The organism is Pseudomonas sp. AC112 (genome assembly GCF_979253545.1).
Genome location: NZ_CEEDCM010000001.1, coordinates 137,484 through 157,408, shown reverse-complemented (window position 1 = coordinate 157,408; position 19,925 = coordinate 137,484). Strand labels below are relative to the sequence as shown.

Annotated in this window: 23 protein-coding genes and 3 pseudogenes; 8 read left to right on the top strand and 18 right to left on the bottom strand. The window is 58.7% G+C overall.

Features of this window, described 5'->3' with window-relative positions; translation table 11 throughout:
* Positions 1-3: 3 nt before the first annotated feature.
* Genes AC0IYN_RS00805 through AC0IYN_RS00785 form a run of 5 tightly spaced genes read right to left on the bottom strand, consistent with a single transcriptional unit; the run spans position 4 to position 2,193 of the window.
* Entirely contained in the window at positions 4-684 is a 681-nt protein-coding gene (locus tag AC0IYN_RS00805; protein WP_471840231.1) for a PFL_4703 family integrating conjugative element protein, read from the bottom strand.
* Positions 681-1,079, bottom strand: a complete 399-nt coding sequence (locus AC0IYN_RS00800) for a TIGR03750 family conjugal transfer protein (RefSeq protein WP_471840230.1) — start codon at positions 1,077-1,079, stop codon at positions 681-683. Before AC0IYN_RS00800 ends, AC0IYN_RS00805 begins: the two co-directional genes overlap by 4 nt.
* A 10-nt stretch (positions 1,080-1,089) precedes the next feature.
* Entirely contained in the window at positions 1,090-1,452 is a 363-nt protein-coding gene (locus tag AC0IYN_RS00795) for a TIGR03745 family integrating conjugative element membrane protein (protein WP_471840229.1), read from the bottom strand.
* Between the two features lie 16 nt (positions 1,453-1,468).
* On the bottom strand, positions 1,469-1,702 hold the full coding sequence (locus AC0IYN_RS00790) for a TIGR03758 family integrating conjugative element protein (RefSeq protein WP_471840228.1): 234 nt from the start codon (positions 1,700-1,702) through the stop codon (positions 1,469-1,471).
* Complete coding sequence (locus AC0IYN_RS00785) at positions 1,699-2,193, bottom strand: integrative conjugative element protein, RAQPRD family (protein ID WP_471840227.1); 495 nt, start codon at positions 2,191-2,193, stop codon at positions 1,699-1,701. The genes AC0IYN_RS00790 and AC0IYN_RS00785 overlap by 4 nt, the downstream gene beginning before the upstream one ends.
* Positions 2,194-2,316: 123 nt before the next feature.
* Between AC0IYN_RS00785 and AC0IYN_RS00780 the strand changes: the two are divergent.
* Positions 2,317-2,487 (top strand): annotated as a pseudogene (locus AC0IYN_RS00780) (MFS transporter); the annotation flags it as partial.
* A gap of 53 nt (positions 2,488-2,540) precedes the next feature.
* Here the strand turns inward: AC0IYN_RS00780 and AC0IYN_RS00775 are convergent.
* Positions 2,541-3,440: a LysR substrate-binding domain-containing protein gene (locus AC0IYN_RS00775; protein WP_471840226.1), complete on the bottom strand. Its 900-nt coding sequence runs from the start codon at positions 3,438-3,440 to the stop codon at positions 2,541-2,543.
* A 104-nt stretch (positions 3,441-3,544) separates the two neighbouring features.
* Here AC0IYN_RS00775 and AC0IYN_RS00770 point away from each other — a divergent pair.
* Positions 3,545-4,441, top strand: a pseudogene (locus AC0IYN_RS00770) (alpha/beta fold hydrolase).
* Here the strand turns inward: AC0IYN_RS00770 and AC0IYN_RS00765 are convergent.
* Positions 4,442-5,344, bottom strand: coding sequence for a bacteriophage abortive infection AbiH family protein (locus AC0IYN_RS00765; protein ID WP_471840224.1), 903 nt, complete (start codon positions 5,342-5,344; stop codon positions 4,442-4,444).
* Between the two features lie 164 nt (positions 5,345-5,508).
* Between AC0IYN_RS00765 and AC0IYN_RS00760 the strand changes: the two genes are divergently transcribed.
* A complete protein-coding gene (locus AC0IYN_RS00760) occupies positions 5,509-6,885 on the top strand; it encodes a hypothetical protein (protein ID WP_471840223.1) in 1,377 nt (458 codons plus the stop codon).
* Positions 6,886-6,935: 50 nt separating this feature from the next.
* Here AC0IYN_RS00760 and AC0IYN_RS00755 read toward each other — a convergent pair whose 3' ends face one another.
* The 11 genes from AC0IYN_RS00755 to AC0IYN_RS00705 form a co-directional block, all read right to left on the bottom strand.
* Positions 6,936-7,685: a TIGR03747 family integrating conjugative element membrane protein gene (locus AC0IYN_RS00755; RefSeq protein ID WP_471840222.1), complete on the bottom strand. Its 750-nt coding sequence runs from the start codon at positions 7,683-7,685 to the stop codon at positions 6,936-6,938.
* Positions 7,682-9,838 carry a type IV conjugative transfer system coupling protein TraD gene (gene traD / locus AC0IYN_RS00750; RefSeq protein WP_471840220.1) on the bottom strand — a complete coding sequence of 719 codons (2,157 nt, stop codon included), beginning with the start codon at positions 9,836-9,838 and terminating at the stop codon, positions 7,682-7,684. The genes AC0IYN_RS00755 and traD overlap by 4 nt, the downstream gene beginning before the upstream one ends.
* A 4-nt stretch (positions 9,839-9,842) precedes the next feature.
* Positions 9,843-10,382, bottom strand: a complete 540-nt coding sequence (locus AC0IYN_RS00745; protein WP_471840218.1) for an integrating conjugative element protein — start codon at positions 10,380-10,382, stop codon at positions 9,843-9,845.
* On the bottom strand, positions 10,379-10,972 hold the full coding sequence (locus AC0IYN_RS00740) for a transglycosylase SLT domain-containing protein (protein WP_471840217.1): 594 nt from the start codon (positions 10,970-10,972) through the stop codon (positions 10,379-10,381). The genes AC0IYN_RS00745 and AC0IYN_RS00740 overlap by 4 nt, the downstream gene beginning before the upstream one ends.
* A complete protein-coding gene (locus AC0IYN_RS00735) occupies positions 10,954-11,685 on the bottom strand; it encodes a TIGR03759 family integrating conjugative element protein (RefSeq protein WP_471844721.1) in 732 nt (243 codons plus the stop codon). The genes AC0IYN_RS00740 and AC0IYN_RS00735 overlap by 19 nt, the downstream gene beginning before the upstream one ends.
* 11 nt (positions 11,686-11,696) lie before the next feature.
* Positions 11,697-12,344: a hypothetical protein gene (locus AC0IYN_RS00730; RefSeq protein WP_471840215.1), complete on the bottom strand. Its 648-nt coding sequence runs from the start codon at positions 12,342-12,344 to the stop codon at positions 11,697-11,699.
* Entirely contained in the window at positions 12,341-12,916 is a 576-nt protein-coding gene (gene pilL2 / locus AC0IYN_RS00725; RefSeq protein WP_471840214.1) for a PFGI-1 class ICE element type IV pilus protein PilL2, read from the bottom strand. The genes AC0IYN_RS00730 and pilL2 overlap by 4 nt, the downstream gene beginning before the upstream one ends.
* A gap of 357 nt (positions 12,917-13,273) precedes the next feature.
* The gene (locus tag AC0IYN_RS00720) at positions 13,274-14,131 is read right to left on the bottom strand and encodes an SDR family NAD(P)-dependent oxidoreductase (protein WP_471840212.1); all 858 of its coding nucleotides are present in this window, start codon (positions 14,129-14,131) and stop codon (positions 13,274-13,276) included.
* Positions 14,132-14,153: 22 nt separating this feature from the next.
* A complete protein-coding gene (locus tag AC0IYN_RS00715) occupies positions 14,154-15,479 on the bottom strand; it encodes an MFS transporter (RefSeq protein ID WP_471840210.1) in 1,326 nt (441 codons plus the stop codon).
* An 87-nt stretch (positions 15,480-15,566) separates the two neighbouring features.
* Positions 15,567-16,322, bottom strand: a complete 756-nt coding sequence (locus AC0IYN_RS00710; protein ID WP_471840208.1) for a class II aldolase/adducin family protein — start codon at positions 16,320-16,322, stop codon at positions 15,567-15,569.
* Between the two features lie 47 nt (positions 16,323-16,369).
* Positions 16,370-16,966, bottom strand: coding sequence for an HD domain-containing protein (locus AC0IYN_RS00705; protein WP_471840207.1), 597 nt, complete (start codon positions 16,964-16,966; stop codon positions 16,370-16,372).
* Positions 16,967-17,144: 178 nt separating this feature from the next.
* On the opposite strand from AC0IYN_RS00705, the gene AC0IYN_RS00700 reads away from it, so the two are divergent.
* The 5 genes and pseudogenes from AC0IYN_RS00700 to AC0IYN_RS00680 all read left to right on the top strand — a co-directional run bounded on the left by AC0IYN_RS00700 (position 17,145) and on the right by AC0IYN_RS00680 (position 19,919).
* Positions 17,145-17,837, top strand: coding sequence for a Crp/Fnr family transcriptional regulator (locus AC0IYN_RS00700; RefSeq protein ID WP_471840206.1), 693 nt, complete (start codon positions 17,145-17,147; stop codon positions 17,835-17,837).
* A gap of 429 nt (positions 17,838-18,266) precedes the next feature.
* A pseudogene (locus AC0IYN_RS00695) lies at positions 18,267-19,001 on the top strand (MFS transporter); the annotation flags it as partial.
* A 101-nt stretch (positions 19,002-19,102) separates the two neighbouring features.
* A complete protein-coding gene (locus AC0IYN_RS00690) occupies positions 19,103-19,198 on the top strand; it encodes a hypothetical protein (RefSeq protein ID WP_471840205.1) in 96 nt (31 codons plus the stop codon).
* A 49-nt stretch (positions 19,199-19,247) separates the two neighbouring features.
* A complete protein-coding gene (locus tag AC0IYN_RS00685) occupies positions 19,248-19,604 on the top strand; it encodes a hypothetical protein (protein WP_471840204.1) in 357 nt (118 codons plus the stop codon).
* Positions 19,605-19,625: 21 nt separating this feature from the next.
* The gene (locus AC0IYN_RS00680; RefSeq protein ID WP_471840203.1) at positions 19,626-19,919 is read left to right on the top strand and encodes a hypothetical protein; all 294 of its coding nucleotides are present in this window, start codon (positions 19,626-19,628) and stop codon (positions 19,917-19,919) included.
* Positions 19,920-19,925 lie beyond the last annotated feature (6 nt).

The following is a 19,925-nucleotide window of genomic DNA, read 5'->3' as shown; positions in this document are numbered from 1 at the left end:
TCTTCATGGCGTCTCTCCTTGCGATCCCAGACCGCCGCGGGCCGGTGCCTCTGGCGTCGGCGTGGCGATGCGTTGCGGCGCACCGTCGTAGCAGTCCAGCACCAGGCCGAACGGATTGCGCGTGGGATCGACGTCCACGCGTGTGACCTTGATCGGGTAACGCACCAGGGCGCGCTTGACCTGTTCGGCCGCGTGGTACTCGTCGGCGCTCAGGTCGAGCGTCACCACCCAGTCGCGGTCGGACACAACCCGGACTCGTGCGGCGGGGTTGTCACCGTAGCCCCGGCCCGGGATCTCGTAGATGCCGCGCACTCGTTGGCGAAGTTCGCCAGTGCTGCGGCGGTAGTCGTAGTCCGCCTGCAAGAAGGCCCGGCAGGCCGGGGTGAAGTACGGCGACAACGCATGCAGGTTGCGGCTGTAGTCCTCTTCTCCGTTCGTGGGCCAGCGGTTGAGCTGCTGGAACACGTAGAAGGTGAAGGCGTAGACGCTTTCCGGCGGGACCTCCCACCACTTGCGCGTGCTGCCAGAGCGCAGGTCAGGCGGGACATGGATGGTGAGATCGCGCGGGGCGCTCCACCAGCCACCGCCCATCACCAGGGCGACCACCAGCAGTGCGAGCACGCCCAGGCGCAGGGTCTTGATGTGCGACTGCAGGTGCGCGACTTCGTTTTTGAAACGGCTCATCGCGCAACCCTCCGATTGGACCAGTAACCGGAGCGCGCGATCAGCATGTGGCCGCCGATCCAGCCTGCGGTCAACGGGTAGCGGGTGGAGAACCGCCATTGCAGTTCGCGGTACAACCACGTGTCGGGTCTACCGCGCTTCTGGCGGCGCAGGATGCCGCCGCCGACGAAGATACCGAATGCGACACCCAGAACGATGAAGGTCGGTGCCAGCGCGATGGTCGAGAACAGCCAGGACAGTGGCGTGCCGACCAGTAGCCCGCCGGCACCGGACAGGCCGCAGCAAAGCCAGAGCTCGTCCGCCGTCAGCCCTCGCACCACCACGGGATGCCGGTTGAGTCGATGCGGAAGAAACGCTACCGTGCCGTCCGCCCGGACGTGCTGATACTCGGCCATGATCCGGTCCTCAAAGGATGCCGGTGGCTTCGGTGAGCAGCCAGATGCCGATCACTAGCAGCACGGCGCCGATTGCCACGGTCAAGCCGAATTGGCCCCAGGTTTTCTTCCCGGTATGGATCTCCGCATAAGTGCCGTAGGCGTGGTAGCAAACGCCGATGAACATGCTGGCGACGACCAGCAGCGCTACGAGCAGAATAATGTCGTAGCCATAGTTGCGGATGGTTTCCATGATGCCGTTGCCCGTTCCGCGCGAGGGGTTCTCCAGTTGCGGAAGGCCCTGCGCGAACGACAGCGCGGGCAGCGTGGCGAGGCCCAGCGCCAGCGCGGCGCTCCGGGTTGAACGGAGACGGGAAAAGCGAGTGGTTGCCATGATCTGACCTTTCTGGTTACGAGAGGAGGAAGAAAGTCAGCACCAGGTACATCGCCAGAAAGCGGACGACGACACCGAGGAACTGACGCTGATTGAGGTTGTTTTCCGCCCAGCCGACGTAGGCGGTGCGGATGGCCCAGGCGCCCCACAGCAGGAGCACCGCGAACACCACGCCCACGAGTACCGACGCCATTGCACTGGGCGCGATACTGCTGTTGGCCTGGAACGCGCTGGTCTGGGCGGGAGTCATGGTTGCGCCTCCGGTGTCTGGGACGCGTCGGGCGTGGACTCGTGGCGGTAGTCACCGCTCAGCGCGGCTGGATCGCGCGGCTGGGCGCGGGACGGCGCGAGATGGGTCTGGATGCCAGCGCGCACGCGCGCCAGGTCATCGAGTAGCCTGGGGTAGTCGAAGTGGTAGCGTTCGCCTGGCGCCAGTGGTGCATTGGATGCGCTCTGCGCGACGAAGCGCTCCAGTGCGTCGAGCTGGCGCAAGGCTGCGGCCAGTTCCTGGCGCTGGGCCGGCGCATCGGCGCGGGCGGCCAGCGGAAGGCCCATGCCCAGAACCATCAGGAGCAGGGTGACCGGGCCACAACGCGTGCCGCGGCACTGAATCGAAAACACCATCGCGCCATTCCTCGGGTCGATCTGCAATGGCGTGATGGTGGCGAGGTAGGCCGATTCGGGCCGCAAACAATGGGAACTGGGGCGCAACCGTTTTTTAGTCTTGATGGCACCGACCAAGTCGACTCGCAAGCTATGCCCGACCACCATGGCATTGGTCTGGGATGGGAGACCTGCTGCGCAGCCGGTAGCCTAGGCGACGAACGAGCGTTTCTTCAGCGACGGAAAAGTGCCTTCCGCGCCGCAGGACGAGCGCACAGCAATACCGTCACCACGTTCATCGGTCGCTATGTGCTGACGATGGTGGCGCGCTTTCTCACGGGTGTGTCGGCCGGGTTGCTGCTGGCTGGCTATGCCGCGCGTCTGGTACCCGAGCATCAGAAGGGCCGCGCCATTGCCATGGCGATGATGGGTAGGCAGTACCGCCACTCACGCATCACGCCTCAATAAAACCGTCGCAGCATTGGTCAGTCTCGAAGGCCGCGCAGATTGAAACGACCCTGCCCGGCGCGGCGGGCGGCCTCGATGAGCGCCGCACTGACGGGACTATCCTTGCCGGCGAAAGCGTAAAAGCGCGCCGTCGGCAGTTCGGGCAAGCCGTCCTCGCCGCCCAGCACGCGCAAGCCTTCGCTACGCTGGCTTTCGGCAATGACCGTGATGGCGAAACCCGCACGTGCCGCCGACAGGCACCCGGCCATGCTGCTGCTTTCAAAGACGATGCGCCAAATGCGATCGGTCTTTCCCAATGCTGTGACTGCCGACTCGCGATAGACACAGCGCTCGGGGAAGACAGCTAGCGGCAGTGACTCGCCAGCCGGCAGAGGCTGATCCACCGCAAACGCCCAGATCAGCGGTTCTTCCCACAGCAACGCGCCGATGTCCCCAACGCGGCTACATTGCTTGCCAAAGACAAGATCCAGGCGGCCCCGTTCCTGCTGCCGCAGCAGCTCGGCGGTGATGCCAACCTTCAGCTCGATCGTGGCATCCGGATGCCACTGTCGAAAGCGTTGCAGCACCTGCGGCAGCCAGGTACCGGCGAAGTCCTCGGAAGCACCGATGCGCAGGTGCCCGTGCAGCGGGCTACCCCGCAGCTTGGCGCGGGCTTCGCGCTCCAGATCCAGGATGTTGCGGCCGTAGGCATACAAGGTGTCGCCAGCCTGGGTCAGTTCCAGGCGGCGCGTGGTGCGCGCCAGCAGGCTGGCGCCCGCGATCTGTTCCAGTCGCCGGATATGCCCGCTGACGGCAGAGGGGGTCAGCGCCAGCCTCTCAGCGGCCGTTGCGAAGCTGCCGCTGTCCACGATTTCGAGGAAGGTGCGCAGCAGCACCGTATCCAGTGGTGGGCCGTCTGTGATGAGAGAGGAATTCATTTGGGCATTAAACGCAAAATATCATCAATGATGGATGATTATTTGCTAATCGAATGGAGTCGTCCAGCTACGCTGCATCATCTTCAAAGGCACGAGACAACCCCATGAACAACTACCGCTTTGCTTCGACCGAACGACTCGACATTGCCTATCTCGAATGGAACCCGCAGGGAGGCCGAACGGCCATCCTGCTTCACGGCTGGCCGGACAGTCCTGAGTGCTGGAAGTCCGTTGCTCCTGTCCTAGCCGATGCGGGCTACCGTGTGCTGGCTCCGGCGCTGCGAGGCTTTGCGCCGACGCGGTTCCGCAACACTGCCACGCAGCGCAGCGGCCAGTTGTCCGCCCTGGGCCGCGATCTGCTGGAGTTCATTGACGTGCTTGGGCTGGCGCAGCCGGCTCTGATCGGCCACGACTGGGGCGCCCGCGCCGCCGCCAATGCCTGCGGCCTGCGCCCAGGCGTGGCGTTGCACCTGGTGATGCTGTCCGTGGGCTACGGCACCAACGCGTCGGATCAGCCGCTATCACTGCCGCAGGCGCGCAACTAGTGGTATCACTGGTACATGGCCACGCCGCGCGGAGAGCAGGTGGTGCGTGACGAGCGCGAAGCCTTCACCCGCATGATGTGGGACACCTGGGCGCCGGCCGGCTGGTACAGCCAGGTCGACTTCGATGAAGCGGCGCAGGCGTTCCAGGGTGACGACTGGGTCGACATCGTGCTCCATTCCTACCGCCACCGCTGGGGTTTCACCGAGGGCGACCCGGCCTATGCGGAGGACGAAGCACGTTTGAATCCTGCGCCTGTACTGTCGTTGCCAACGCTGGTCCTGCATGGCGGCGCAGATACCTGCAACCACCCCGACAGTTCCAAGGGCCGGGAGACGTTCTTCCAGGGCAGCTACGAGCGGCAGGTGCTCGATGGGATAGGGCACTTCCCGCAGCGAGAAGTGCCGCATGCTGTCGCTGAGGCCATCCTGACGTTCTGTCAGAAATGGTCAAGGTAGCTACAGGTCTTGCCAAAGCGCTGGCACCGCTGCGCCTGGTGGTAAGCCTAGTTCCGCCAGTAAGATCTGTTTGTCGGGCCATTCATCCATATCACGCACTGCGATGATCCAGCGTGCCAGGGCTACGCAGGGTTGAGCGAGCAGCGCCTTGAAGTACACGGCATCGACGGCTGACAGCGAGTGGCCGAGCACGACCATCTGTTCGACGGTGTCCAGGGAGTTGAAGAAGTCGGCGTTCTGGGCTATGAGCTCGGCCGAGCGCTTGAAGGTCGCCGAAAAATAGTCGTCGATGATGCCGTTGGCTTCCATCAGGCGCGTGTCAATTTCTTCTATATCGGGGCGATCATTCAGCGAGCTCCGGGTCGAGGGGCTCCAAGCATGGCCTAGTATCAGCGCATCGTCTGGTTGTGTCGCACAGCCATGGATGAACAGTACCTGTTGGAGGGCGACGTTATAGACGGCATTCAATGTGCTGGTGTAGTTAAAGCTCAGGAACAGCGCGCGCCGATCCAGTTTTGACAGCCGTCTCGGTGTGGTATCGCGTGTTGGAATGGGCAGCGCACGAACCCAGTCGGCGAAATGCGCCTGCAGTTCCGTCGAGAGCCGACCAACGACGTTCTCCACCTCATACTGGAAATCGTGATGCCCTGAATCGCTCCAATCCTCATCACTGTAGGACGCCATGAAATGGCCGAGGTTATCGATCAGCATATCCGCATCCAGCTCGGCCAGCGCCAGTTCCAGTCCGTTCCAGTTTTCTCCGGCCGGAAGGTACTCTTCTACTTCACGGTAGACGTCGCTGGCTGTGTCTTGCACATACTCCTTGAAGTCTACTAGACCTGATGGGATGCCGTGCCAGAGGTCAAAGCCGTTTCCGATGATGTAGAGCGTGGTGGGCGCCATCTTGTTTCCTGTCGTTTTTTGTGTTGATGGGTTATGAGCCGGAAAGGCATTCAATCTATATTAGCAGCGCAATGCGGGATATCTGGCATGGGCAGGTGGTGCGCTGTCATGCTCGAGGTAGTGACGGTATTTGATGTGTTAAACATTTTGAATTTGGGGAAACAATGAACTGCCTGATTAAGCACAGCCTTAGTTTTGTTATTGATAGTGCCGTCAAGCGGTTGATCGAGGATATCAATGATTATTCTCATTTGCTGACAACGGAAGATTGGCGTCTGCTGATGAACTTGGGTAAGGCTGTCGGTGATAGGCAAATTTGCCAACAGGAATGCCTGGGGTGTTTGGAACTCGCCAGGATGGAGCGTATGCTTTTCAATTTCATCAATGGTATTTCAAGAGCAAACAAAGAAAACGAAGGGATAGTCACTGAGTTGTGCCGTATATTTTCCGTTCCGAACGATTTGAATTCCATTGTTCTTGCACTGGATTTGGTTGTTTCCCCTGACTATGTAAAGTCAAAAATTCCTGAAAAATCCATCCCGTCCTACGAGAAATATGTGGATGCGGTCAAGGGCGAGATTTCTCGTTTGGCGATGGATCATTTTTACCATGAGCAGGCAAAGTGTCATGACGCCATTCTCGCGCACGGAAGGGTGGAGAAAAAACAAGTTATTGCTTATAAGCCAGTAGAAATATCTGCCGGTGTAGAATTGTTTTACGTTGATCAGAATGTGGTTAGCAAATATGGGAGCGATCAAAGTTTCAGCAGGCAGGTTGAGAGCTTCAAAAAGAAGGTTGGTTGCAGGTTTGTCTATAGTCCCTATGTAATTGAAGATGGTTTCAAAATGAGCCGCGTTCGGCTTGCTGAATACTTTGAAGCGATTGAGGTGTTTACAGAAAACACCATGCTGGTGCGATCCGAGGATGGAGTGATGCTTGCCAAGGAAGATGTCCAGGTCACGTTTGATCGCGTTTTACTCTGGAGAAATGCAACAAGGGCTGCTGAGGATTTGAAGGTACAGAAGATGTACTGCAATCACTGGGGATATCCTCATTATTCAAGGGGATCAAGGCTGTCGAAGCGGGCCAATGAAAATATTGATGAATTCTTGGATTCTCTACGCCCCTATCTTGATGACAGAAGCGGGGAGGTCGATTTCAATGACTATGAGAGCGATCGTGCCTTGTGTCGGAGACTCAGTGCGGCAACCATCGAGAAATCATTTTCCTTGCAGGAACTTGTTGATAAGTCGATTAAGTATGATGGAGATTCTGAATGCATGAGTCATATTGAGCACCTTTGTGACTTTCTGGACTTAATAAACTTTCAGACAGAGCCTCTTTCTGAGCTGAGCAAGATTCGGAGCAGCCTTCAGGATACAGAACACTTGAAGCATGCCTGGAAGGCCGATTATTTCGTGACGGATGATAAGAGGCTGCGTATACGTGGTACTTTTATTTACTCAGCGCTCGGGTTAGGTACAAAGTTCATAAGCATCAACGAACTTAAAGAAAAAATCATTAGTGAATTCAAGAAGTGATTAGCCCAGACGTTGGCTGCGGTCGAAGCTCTGTATTGGAATGATGTCGATCACAAATACTTCTTGAAGCTGCTTGCCGTCAGCGCCACGGCAAGCCCCAGTAGCGCGGCGCTGGGCAGCAGGATCAGCAGTGGATGGGCCGAGATTGGCATCGCCAGGTAGATCACCCAAGGCAGCACGGCCAGCGGCATCAGCGTGGCCTTCGCACGGTGATAGACGAATCCAGATTCGCGCCCGGCGCCGAACCGACGCACGTCGCGGCGCACTAGGCCATCCACCAGACCAGTGAACACGGCCGTGAGCATCAACGGCAACGTCAGCACCAGGATCAGCAGACGCACAAGGAAGGTTAGCGTGGTGAAGCCGGCGGCGATCAGGTAGCGCTCGGTCCAGACGTACGCTTGGCTGATGAAGTAGCGGAAGTCGCGCGTTTGCACCTGGCTCGGTGCGCGAGCCTGCTCGGCCGTTCTCTCGATCCGCTCCAGCAGTCCTGTCCTGACGAAGACCCATTCGTGGCCTGCATCCACTAATTGGTGTGCCGTGCGCCCTGGTTCCTGCACGACGACGCTGCGCGTGAAATGGTTCGATAGATGGCCTAGTTCGTACTGCAGCATGGCTTGTGAGTGGCGCCAACCTTGATCCTTCCAGAACAGGTGCATGCCGACACACTCTACGACGATCGAGATCAGCAGCGAGCCGATCAGCACGCCCAGCAGCCGAAACGGCAGGCTGATGGCACCGGCGATCAGGCCCTGTCGGCGGTTCTCCTGCCGCTGAGCGGTCGATGCCGGATCACTCATGGCCTGCCAGCCTGGTCGACAGGTGCCGCCGCTTCATCATCAGCCAGGCCTTCCGGCAGCGGCTTCTCCTGTAACGCCGGAGAACCGATGTTCTCCCACCACTGGCTGCTCTCGGTGTAGCTCTGGCGCATGTAGCCCGCCAGTTGCTGCAAGTCCTTGGGCATGACTTCGTCTGGATCCGGGGCCGGCAGCGGCATACGGATTTTCCAAAGATTGCCACCTTGCATCAGCGCGAAACACTGTCCCTTGGGCAACTGCACGATGTGTGCAGGCTCGATCATCGGCACGCTGGACATGCTGATCCGATCCTGCGTGTTGCTGGTGAAATCGGTCGCGCCGCGGATATCGGAACTGTCGGTTGCACCGGACACGATGGTGGTGGTGTAGACCTCAACCTTTGGTAGTTGCCGCGTGAGAAGCTCGGCGGTGGCTGTTTCGCGCACGCGCAGCATGAACACGTTGTTGAAATTGCCGACCACTTGACCCGCTTTCGCGCGATTGCCGATCCGAGCCTCAATGTCCGAAAGCGTCTGGGTGTAGGCCGTGACCTGGATCCCGGCACCGCCGCCCTTATTGATCATCGGAATGAATTCATTCCCCATGAGTTCGTTGAACTCATCGGCATGCACGTTGATCGGAACCTTTGAGTCGGCCGTGGCGTCGGGCAGTCCGTCGTCGATGCCGAACTTGTAGATGTGACCAGCGACCGACACTAGGTCGCTGAACATTGAGTTGCCCACTGCAGCGGACACCTCGGCGTCGGACAGTGCATCCAGGCCGACATAGACCACCGCGCGCTTCCTGATGATCTGCATCCAGTCGAAAATAGGCCTGGGATCGGCCAGGTCCGAGTAGTTTGGCGCCAGGAGCTGTGCGATCTTGCCAGTGGTCAGCTTCTCCAACAATGGCAAGAGGCTCGCAACAATCTTGTCGAAATAGGTCTTGTCGTAGCGCACCGCAGAGCGCAGACCATCCAGCACCGGGTCATAGTTGCGCACTTGGCTCAGGTACTGTTCCAGTGCGACGACGCGCTTCTCGCGCCCGATCATGTTGCGGGGGATGTTCTTCTCGTTGAGCTTCGCCTCGATCTGGACGATGACTTCCCAGGCTTTCGGCTCGGTCTTGGCGAAAAAGTGCTGGGCGTACTCGATGAACAGGTTGTCGATGTTGATGACGTGCCGCTGGATCAGCAGGTAATCCGGCCGCTGCCCCAGTTCGATCAGAGCCCTGGCGATAATGTTGACGAAGCGCCACGCGAACTCCCTGAAGGCGGCAGAGTTGCCCTCGCCGGAGAGTTGGCCGGCGATGCGGGTGGCGACCTCGCTGATGCGACCGAAACGGCCCACCGCGTTGTAGCGCGAGGAAATTTCCGGCCAGCCAAGATGGAACACGTAGAACTCGTTCTCGCGGCCCGCGCGCCGGGCCTCCACGTACATCCGCTTCAGGAGGTCGGCATCCCCCTTGGGATCGAAGACGATCACTACTTCGTGCTCACCATGGATCTTGCGGCGGATATCCTGGGTGATGAACAGTTCCGCCAAGCGGGTCTTGCCGACGCGGGTGGTTCCCAGCACCAGTGAGTGCCCGACGCGCTCGCCCAGCGGCAGGCTCACATCGATCTCGTCCGGCTCGATGCCGTGCAGACGCGGCAGGCCGCCGACCGGTGGCAAGGGGCGCATCGGATTGAACGGGACGTCCCAGCGGGTCAGATGCGGCAAGCGCGACAGCGGGAACGGCGCAAACTCCAGGCGCTCCTCCAGCCGCCGGGCAAATTGATAAGCCGGTGTCGGCTCAACATAGGGGCGAAACTCCGGCCGGTACGTCTGCATCAGTCGGTGGGTGTGCTTTTGTTCCCACAGGAAGCCCTTGCCGATAAACAGCCGCTGCCCGCTGACAGGCACGTCGCGGCTGGTCATGACGTAACGCGGTAGGCGCCGGATGTTGCGGCGGTAGCGCACGATCACCCACGCGTCGTGCAGGCGCAGCGCGCCGTAAGCCGAGAAGGCCAGCGCGCTGCCGATCCCCATGCCTGGGCTCAGCGCGAGCGACCACGGTGCCACGATGGACAAAAACGCGGCGCCGGCGCAGACCGCCACGGTGTATAGCTCCACCGCAGGGCGCAGTAGGACTTCAACCGGCTGTGCCCGCGCCATGGCGTCATTGCTCGATGCCGGTCGCCGTGATCAGCGCCGGGTAATGCTGCAGGCCCAGGCGCTCGGCCAAGTCGTCGGCAGCTACCGGCGCCAGGGTGATACCGGGTGCAAGCGCACGCAGCTGCGCCAGTGCCTGCGGTGTCTCGACATTGACCACCAGACCTGCCGCGCTGCGCTCGCGCAGCGCGGCCGCGTGGCGGCGTAGCCAGGCCCTTGATGCATCGTCGTCGCCGACCAGGAAGAATGGTTGTAGGCCCGGTGCTTCGATGACACGACGCGCGACCATCCCAGGGGACAACCTAGCGCTGCGCACCGGCAGCATGGCTGCTTCATTGGCGGCTGCGGCGGGGGCTTGGGGAACAACGATGGCCGGACGCGGTAAGTTGGCGGCGCGTGGTTGCAAGTTCAGCGCTTCGTAGTACGGCAAGGCGGAGGTACCACCGCGGTCTTCCACCATGATTGGCGGATCTGCTGCATGCAGGAGCGGTGAGGAGCCGGCAAGCAGCAGGAACAGGCCGCGCGCGACCGGAGTGTGGAGGGTCATGGATAGGTTTCCTTGCGTTCTGCGCGTGAGGGCGTACCGGCTTGTTGTGGTCCTTGCACGCGCTGGAGGTGTTGCGAGACGCTGCGCCGGTAGCGAGCGGCAGGTGCGCCGCCGGCAGGCCGGTGGTAGCGACCGATGGCCAGCAGCCAGTCTTCGCCGGGCTGGTGCTGCTCTTTAAGAATGTCGGCGGCGATGCGGAGGTTGCTGTACGGGTCCAGTAGATCGCAGGGCTGGCGGTAGCGCTGGGCGTGGTAGCCGAGGTTGATCTGGCTCAGCCCGACGTCGATTCGGGTGGCCGGCGCTTCGCGAAGTGCCTGGCGCAGTCCCTCGCAGGCCTGCACACGCGTGGCGAAGCGGCGCGAGGCGCCTGCCACGTTCAGCGACCACGGCCAGGGGACGATGCGCCCGTCCCGTCGCACGCCGCTTTCCTGCAAGGCGACGGCGTAGAGCACGGTCGAGGGAATTCCGGCCCGCTGCGCCGCCAACTGGTAGGCGGGCGGCGGGATCTCCTGGGCCAGGACCAGGCCAGCGGTTAGAACGACTGCCAGCATTACGCCACGCCGCATCGCCATCAAGGTAGTCGCTGCCATTGGCCGTTCACCTGGCGTACGACTGCGGGCAGCTCGCCGGGCAGGCCCAGTGCCAGCCAGTGACCTCCATCATGGTTCAGCGTGATGGCGCCGCTGCGCACCTTTGCCGGGTCGATCTGAGCGCGCTTTGCCCAGCCGCGGATACGTGCGTCGTCCTGTCGGCTACCAACCATGTACAGGTCAAACGCGGTACCCGCGCGTTGCAGGTTCTGTACCACTGCGCCGCAAGGCGCGCAGCCGTCCCGGATGAACACTGCGGTGCGGCCGCTGCCGGTAATGGCTGTACCGCCGGTGGGCTTGGCGTCGGGCAGGTTCACCCGCTGAGCGTCGGGATGCAGGCTCTGCCAGGCCTCGTCGTAAGCACGCTGGTAGGCCAGCAGCTTCTCGACGCGGCGCGCCTCGGCCTGGACTTGCAGTTCGGCGTAGCGTCGACGCTCGTCGTCGCTGCGCGCCTCGATCCCCAGCGCCGACAGCGGATCAAGGCCGGGCGACTGAATGCCCAGTGGACCTTCCATCACTTCGCGGTAGCGTGTCCATTCGTCGTCGTGCAGGCCCCATTCGCGCGCCACGCGTACATCGCGGGCTTGGTCGACCTGGCTTTGAGCGATCCGAGACGGCTGTACGGGTGCCTTCTGCGCCGGGGACTGTTGGGCGAAGGCCGGCACATGCAGTGCGGCCAGCAGGGGCAGAACGAGAAGCGTCTGGCGTGGCATGGCGCACCCCATCAAGGAATCGCCAGCCGGCGCGTCTGCTCGGCGGACTGGAACGTGGCGGTGTTGCCGTCGATGCCTAGCAGCCGCCAGCAGCCGATGGCCTCGCCGGGCAGGAGCACCTGGATCTGGTCGGCCGAGAATTCGCTGGTGGTTGGTGCGATGGACACACTGCGCTGCCCTGCGCGTAGTTCCGCGCCGATAACCCGGAACGCAAACGGCACTTGCTGGGGTTTCGCAGGCGTTGCCTTGGCCGCGCGCGACGGTGGGGACGTGCGGGCAGCGGCCTGGCGCAGGCTCTTGAGCTGCTCGACCTCGGTGCGCAGTGCTTGCACATCCGCCAGGGCTGCATGATCCGCCTGTGCCTGTTCGAGCTGGGCAATGCGTGCGTCGATCTGCACACGGGTGTCGCGCAGGGTCGTTGCCGTGGCCGCTTGTGGCTGTGCGCGCAATGCCTGCGTGTCATCGGCCAGTTCGCGCACCCGGGCTTCGAGTACCTGGAGCTGCCGTAGGCCGGAATCGAGGTGTTCGCGATCAGCGAGTTCCGTCATGACGCGGTAGCCCAGTCCGGCGCACACGCTCAGACCGATCAGCCATGCCCACAACAGGAGCTGCGTGACCACGGTGGCGGTGGAGCGCGAAGCCGATGGCGCAGCGTTCATGGCTGGCCTTCCACGGCGACCGGGAAGGTCTGCGCCGCGTCAGTTGTTGGGCTATCGGAACTTGGCGTGGTATCGAGACTTTCGCTGGCAGCAGGTCGGGTGAAGCACACCTGCCGGGTGCGGTCATCCACTTGGAGATCCCAGGCCGGACCGGCCAGAGTCAGCAGCGCGTCGCGTAACGTCAGCGGTCCCAGGTGGAGGTGGGCCACGGGCAGCGGCAATGCGTAGAGCGCGATGACCGCGTGTGCCGTCTCGCAGAGCTGGTAGCCGCTGCGCTTGAGGGTATGACGCAGGCCATCACCGACGGTGGCGCGAGCGCCTTCCGGCATCGCCACGTCGACCACTTGCAGCAGCAGGTCGCGCTGCGCCACCGTGGGCACCAGCTCGACCAGGGTATAGCGGCCGTTGCGTACGACCAGAATCGACTCCTGCTCTTGGTAATCAGGGGCGGGGTCGACCTCTTCGAGCGGCGGCGCGTTCAGTGCGGTGGTTGTCGCGCAGCCGCTGGCCAGGGCTGCTACGACCAGGAAGCTGCTTACGAACAGTTGCCTGGATGAGTGGGTTGCTGACATGGATCGGCTCTCTGTTGCGATGAGCCGATACCATGGATGGACACTGCTTTAAGGGCAGCCAAGAATACGCATTGGCTAGAAACCGTATTAACGGTACTCCCGCCACTCACCAAGCCTCTTCGGGGTCAGGGACCGCAATTAGTCGTTGACAATGAAGCGCTATACAGCACTCTAATGGAAAACAAGCGTACTTAATTCACTCCAGCTGTCCACGTTCAATGGAATGTGGACAGCTGGAGGCAAAACTCAAGCGGTGAGCATTGTAGATAGCAATTCTGATCAGAAAAAAACGAGAGCACTTACGAATTTATATTTTAGTATCTGAAAATGGATTCGAATCCATTTTTGCAGGATTAGCTACCTCTCTTGAATATCCTTGGGATCCACCGAGCAACCTGCCCCCTGCTCCTCGCGAAGCCTTGCCAGACGCGCACCCTCTTGGGAGGTCACTGTGTAGAGCTTTTCAGGATCATGAACACGTAAATGCAAAGCCATCGCTTCCATGCCATCGGCCACAGGTATTTCCCGGCTGTTGCTTTTCAGTCCGTTCAGAATCAGATCGGCGGCAGTCCCCACAGACATGCCGTTTTCTATATTGGCATCGGATCGGCCTCGCAAAGTGCCATTGCCTTCCAGTGAGTTAACAGCAATCGATGTCCGAACCGACCCCGGCAGGATGACGCTCACCTGTATGCCATAGGCTTCTTCGACTTCTGCACGCAACGCATCAAAATAACCGACAACCGCATGTTTGGCTCCGCAATAGCCGGCACGCATTGGTGCGCCGACTTTCCCAGCAACCGAACTCACCACTGCGATTTGTCCGCTGCGCCGCTCGACCATCAGCGGCAACAACTGCTGGGTCAGGGCCACCGGCGCAAGGTAATCGACCTCAATGAGTTGACGATAGACGTTCAGCTGAGTATCGAGTGCCAGGCTTCTTTGGCTGACACCAGCGTTATTTATCAAGCGGTCAACTCGACCCTGCCAGCGCCATGCGCGTTCGACCAAATCGGGAAGGGCAGCATAGTTGGTGGTGTCAAACGGCAGCACCAGCGACCGATCCGGGGCTTGAGCCGCGACCCTTTCGAGTTCACTGCTTCGCCGCCCAGAAAGGATCACGCGTGCCCCTTCGCGCAAAAAGGCAGTGGCCAATGCTTCGCCTATCCCCGAGGAGGCGCCGGTGATCCATACGACATTTTCTGCGAATAACATAGTTGACTCTCTTTGGCTAAAATCAGGATGATTGTTCGGCAAGGGTTCGACTGCGCAACATGACCAGACCGCCCAACGCCATGAGAGCGGCGACGGCGTAAAAACCCGGCGTGAAGCTTCCCGTAGAGGTTTTGATCAGGCCGATTGCAGCGGGACTCACAACACCGGCGAGGCTGCCCAGACTGGTGATTACTGCGATACCTGCTGCAGCGGTTTTTTTAGACAATTGCGCAGTTGCGGCAGCCCAGAACACTGGATAAGCGGCGACGATGCCGGCGGTGGTGATCGCTAGCAACATCAGCGAAGTCCACAAGTGCCCGATGGCCAAGGTGCTCAGCACCAACCCTGTCGCAGCGCAGAATGTTGCGATCGCAAAATGCCAATGGCGCTCCTGACATCGATCAGAGCGGCGGCCATACCAGACCATTGCGACAGCACCGAAGGTATAAGGGATTAACGAGTACAAGCCGATCTGTTGGGCGTCGCGAATCCCGAGGTCTTGGATCATCGAAGGAAGCCAGAAACTCAGGGCATAACTGCCAAAGTTGATTGAGAAATAGAGCACGGAGAATAGATATACCTTTGGGTCTTTGAGGGCAGTAGCGAGGGAGTGATCAGTGGCAGCAGCCTCGGTCGGCGTGTCCTGCAAGGCAACCTGAATCAGCTGGCGTTCCGCCGCATCGAGCCACTGGGCATCGCCTGGGCGGTCGACAAGGCGCAAGTAGACAACAATGCCGAGCAATGAGCTGGGTAGGCCCTCTAGCACATATAGCCACTGCCAGCCGCGTAAACCGTTGAAACCGTCGAGGTTCTGCAGGATCCACCCCGAAACTGGGCCGGCGATAATCCCAGCAGACACCGACGCCGTCATGAACAGCGCAATCACCCGACCGCGTCGTTCCATCGGATACCAGTAGGTCAGGTAAAGTACGATGCCGGGAAAGAAACCAGCTTCGAATGCACCCAGCAAAAACCTCACGGCGTAGAACTGGATCGGCGTCTGCACGAACAACGTGGCGGCGGATACTAATCCCCAGCAAAGCATGATGCGCAGCAACGTTTTGCGCGCACCGATCTTTTGTAGGGACAGATTACTCGGCACTTCAAAAATGAAATAACCGATGTAGAACATACCCGCACCGAAACCATAGACCGCATCGCTGAAGCCGAGGTCGGCACGCATCTGCAACTGGGCGTAACCGATATTGATGCGATCCAGGTAGTTGAGGACGTAACACAAGAAAAGCAGGGGGATTAGTTTCCGGGTGACCTTGCGATATACCGCATTAAGGTTTTCGGTAAGTCCCGCACCGACAACACCAGGAGTATCGAATAGAGTCGTCTTCATAAAGTCACTGGCGGCCGAAAGCGTGGTGCGTTCATGAGCTATATCTCGTTATTGTTAGAATGATTGATCATGATGTTTCTTGCAGGGTTATGTACGGTAGTCGCTGCCCATCCGATCGAGCTTGCGCAGTAGCGCTGGCCAAACAAATCCACCGCCTTGACCCTCGGATTGCATCTTCGCCACCTGCTCCACGCTCTCGATAATGGAGCGATCAACCTCAACCAAATCGCCACCGGCTTGAGCGGCCAACTGGATCTGACATGTGGTCTCAAATAGGTACATCGCTAAAAACGTATCCGGAATTGACCGCCCTACGGTGAGTAAACCGTGATTGCGCAACATCAGGAAACTCGAGTCGCCGAGGTCTGCTTGTAGGCTTGATCTCTCCTCATCTCGCACCGCCACCCCTTCATAGTCGTGGTAGCCCAATGAATTCAGGACGAAGGTGGACTGCTGGGAGATTGGTAAGACACCGCACTTCTGGGCACTGACTGCGACACCGGCGCGAGTATGGGTATGCAGTACGCACTGAACGTCATCGCGAACCGCGTGAATGGCGCTGTGAATCACGAAACCGGCACGGTTCACCGAAAACTCCGAGTCGTTGAGCTTGTTGCCCAAATGATCGACGATGATCAACGAAGACGCAGTGATTTCATCGAACAGCAAACCATAGGGATTAATCAAGAAGCGATGCTCATCACCGGGCAGCCGCGTACTGATGTGGGTGAAAACGAGATCAGTCCAACCGAAATAGGCCACCAGTCGATAGCAAGCGGCCAAGTCACAGCGCAGTTTCCACTCTTGGCTGCTAACGAGGTTTTTTAGCGAAGGTATGTGCATGGGAATTCCTTATTTTTGTTTGATATATGGAACGTCGAATCGAAGTGCTACTCAGTAACCTCAGCAGGCATGGCCGAGCTGTAGAGACTGCGCAACGGTTGGCGAAAGACATTACGGAGCATGGGCTCAAAGGCTTCGAGAGGGAGAGTGTCGTAGTCACGGTCGAAGGCGGGGCTGTCATACAGTTCGCAGAATTGCGCCGTGTAATCAAAATGCTGACTGCCGACGAATTGATCACGCAGATCGCGATCTAGGCCGAGATAATGAAAGAAGTAGTGGCCTTGGAAGATCCCGTGGTGGGCGACCATCCAGTGGTTGGCCTCGCTAACGAAAGGCTTGAGGATAGCGGCCGCAATATCAGGGTGGTTGTAGGCACCGAGCGTATCGCCAATGTCGTGGAGCAGGGCGCAGACCACATACTCCTCGTCGCGTCCGTCTCGCAGTGCGCGTGTCGCGGTTTGCAATGAATGCGCATAGCGGTCGATTGGAAAGCCGCCGAAGTCACCCTCCAGCAGTTTCAAATGGCTGATCACTCGTTCAGGTAGGCCTTGGGCATAGGCCATGAATTCTGAACCAATCAGCCTCCAGTCTTCGCTGGTGCTTTCTTGAAAGCTTTTGAATGTCGCGTGGTTATGGTTGCTCATGATTTCCCCCGTGAGTCGTTGCTCGGTGCTTGAACGACGAACAGGAGCAGCTTAGAGTTTTGTGTCACCGCAAACTGCAAGGGATATTGCATTTGACTAAGCTTTTCGGTCTATAAACGTAGTTATTCGTGTTTTGATGCGGCCCCATAATGCAAGCTGACTAAAGGGGGTGGAGCCAATGTTCGTCAATGATCAGCTCCTGAAGAGGATGAACGCCAATCCTTGGTTCGGGTGCATTGAACCCGCAGTGCAACGAGAAATGCTGGCCGACAGTCGAACCCAGCGACTGAACCCAAAGGAGTTTCTTCTACGAAAGGGCGATGCACCCGGCAGTTTTTACGGGTTGGTTCGGGGGTCGCTGAAGATGTCGACATTGCGAGAGGATGGCAAAGAGGCCATCTTGACGGTATTCGAATCTGGTAACTGGTTCGGCGAGACCTCATTACTTGATGGTCTGCCCCGGATGCATGACGTGAGCGCCGTTGATGCAGTGGAGGTGCTTTGCATCGACCCACATGTTTTCGAGAGCCTAATGTGCAACAACGGCTTCGCTCGGTCGATCGCGGTGCTGCAGGCTATGCATGCTCGGCTCCTCCTCAAAGTGTTTGAGGACATCATGCTACATTCGACCCGCACACGCATCGCCCGTCGCCTGGAACACTTGGCCCATGGAGATACTACCCTTTCGCTTACTGGGCGCCACGAACTCAAGGTTACCCAGGAAGCTTTGGCAATGATGTTGGGTATTACCCGCCAAACCCTTGCGTTGGAACTAAAAGCGATGGCCGCAGAGGGAGTTGTGATACTCAAGTACGGGCAAGTGCAGATTGATTCACTGGCGAAGTTGAAAGTGATGGGATCGGGATTGTGAATCGCCTTAAACTTCGTCATCACGTTGAAGGGCTGCTTTTGGCCGATTCTGTTGAAAAGTCGGATTTTTAGCTCTCCTCAACTCAGGCGCGACCACCACTGGAGAACCTGCTCTGTTGGCGCTGATGCGATCTTGAACCCAGGCTGCCGGAGTTCAATGATCCACCTGAATACTCAGCCATCGATAGCCTTGCACGGGATTTCAGCGGCTGCACATGGGCCAGTCAAGATAAGCAGCTTGGGTCAAAATCGCATTAGCGCGAACAGCTTGGTGGCTTAGAGTACCAGCGGCAGAAAAACGAGGCTGATCCTGGCTCAGATTTTCAGTGAGCGGAAAACACAATTCCCCTGAGCAGGTTTTTCTTTCGCTGTAGTGCGGATAGCCTCTCACTACCGAATACACAAATAACTCTAAAAAAAGGTAGATGCCATGCAACACGGTGATCAGGCCACGCCTCGCTCCCAAGCCAAGATTCTTTGGCGCGTAGCTGCAATCGCTACAATGGGCTCCCTTGCATTCGGATATGACACAGGTGTCATCTCTGGTGCTCTCCCTTTCATGAGCCTCGATCCTGCCCAGGGCTGCCTTGGATTAACCCCAGTCATGGAAGGTGCTGTTGCATCTTCATTGATCTTCGGTGGCGCCTTTGGCGCTTTTTTCGTTGGCCAGCTTTCAGACCGTTTCGGCCGGTTGGTAATGCTGAAATTATTGGCTCTGCTGTTTGCTGTCGGAGCCATCGGAAGTGCACTGGCACCCAGCTTTTGGGCAATGATCCTGATCCGATTCGCGCTCGGTTTTGCGGTTGGCGGTGCCTCCTCAATCGTGCCGGTATTCATTGCTGAACTCGCAGGGCCAAAGCATCGAGGCCGGCTGGTGTGTCAGAGTGAGCTGATGATTGTTTCTGGGCAGTGTCTTGCCTACGTGTCCAGTGCTTTGCTCGCACATCTGTTTGATAGCCCGATTGTGTGGCGCTACATGCTGGCCATTGCCTTGATCCCAGCCGCTCTGCTTTACGTCGGGGTGAACTTTGTTCCGACCTTTCCACGTTGGCTTGTCGCCAAGGGCCGCGTCGATGAGGCGAGAGACATGTTGGTCAACCTTCGTGATAGTAAGGATGAAGCCGAGCAAGAGGTTCGTGAAATCGTCGAGCAGTGCTCTTATGAAAAGACGCACTCCGGGATGTTCAGTAAGCTAAACGAACCCTGGTTGATCAAACTGCTGTTGGTGTACGCAGCAATTTCGGAAAATCCTTCACTGAAGGCTGCATGTTTGAAACCAAAAGTACGGTCTATCTCCTCCTCGGGCCAGGACTGAGAAAAGAGGCCTGCATTGGTACTGCTTTTTCGATGAAAGCAGGGTAAGCGAAGCTCGCAGACAATTTAGACAGAATCGTTTTGGAGCTTGGGTTTGATGCCTGAAGTAACTGAGTTGGAGTTCCACAGTAAAGATTTAAGCGACTTTCAGCTGAGTCGCTTGGTGCAAGCAAGCCTTCGAAAATACACGGCGCCAGTCACTGCTTTCATTAGTGACGCTGTCATCGCGGATGACACATGCCTGGGCGTTTCCTTCGACCACTCTGAGCGTGACGATGCGTACCATAGGGTGGATGGTTCTATTCTCCGGACAGGTAAAATTCAGTCAGCGAGGAAAGAAGGGCGGTTTTGGCTGCTTGAAACCCAAGACGGTAACTACGTCATCGCTAGTTTCAAGCGAGACCTCGGCAGAGCGAGCTTTCTCAAGCTACTCGATTCCGCCGACCGTTTTTAACTGTGGTGATAAGGTGCCTTCGTGCCTGAGGCGCGCTTCAACACAGAGCGTGTTTCAGTAGCCGCACTCGTTCAGCAGTTTTTGCAAAAACTCGCGCCGCCGTTGGACAATGCTCAAAATGAGATAGTCGCGGTCGGTATCTCTTGTCGACAAATGCCCCGCGTCTACAAGACCGTGGATGTAGCCTTCGGCTTTGCCCCTTGCTTCGAGCAAAGTATCGATGGATGTGCTTTTGTAGATGTCTTCAGCGATGAGCTGCCACCGCTTCTTTTGTCGCCGTCCAATCAGGTCGTCCGAAAATTTTGGCGCGTTTAACCCAAT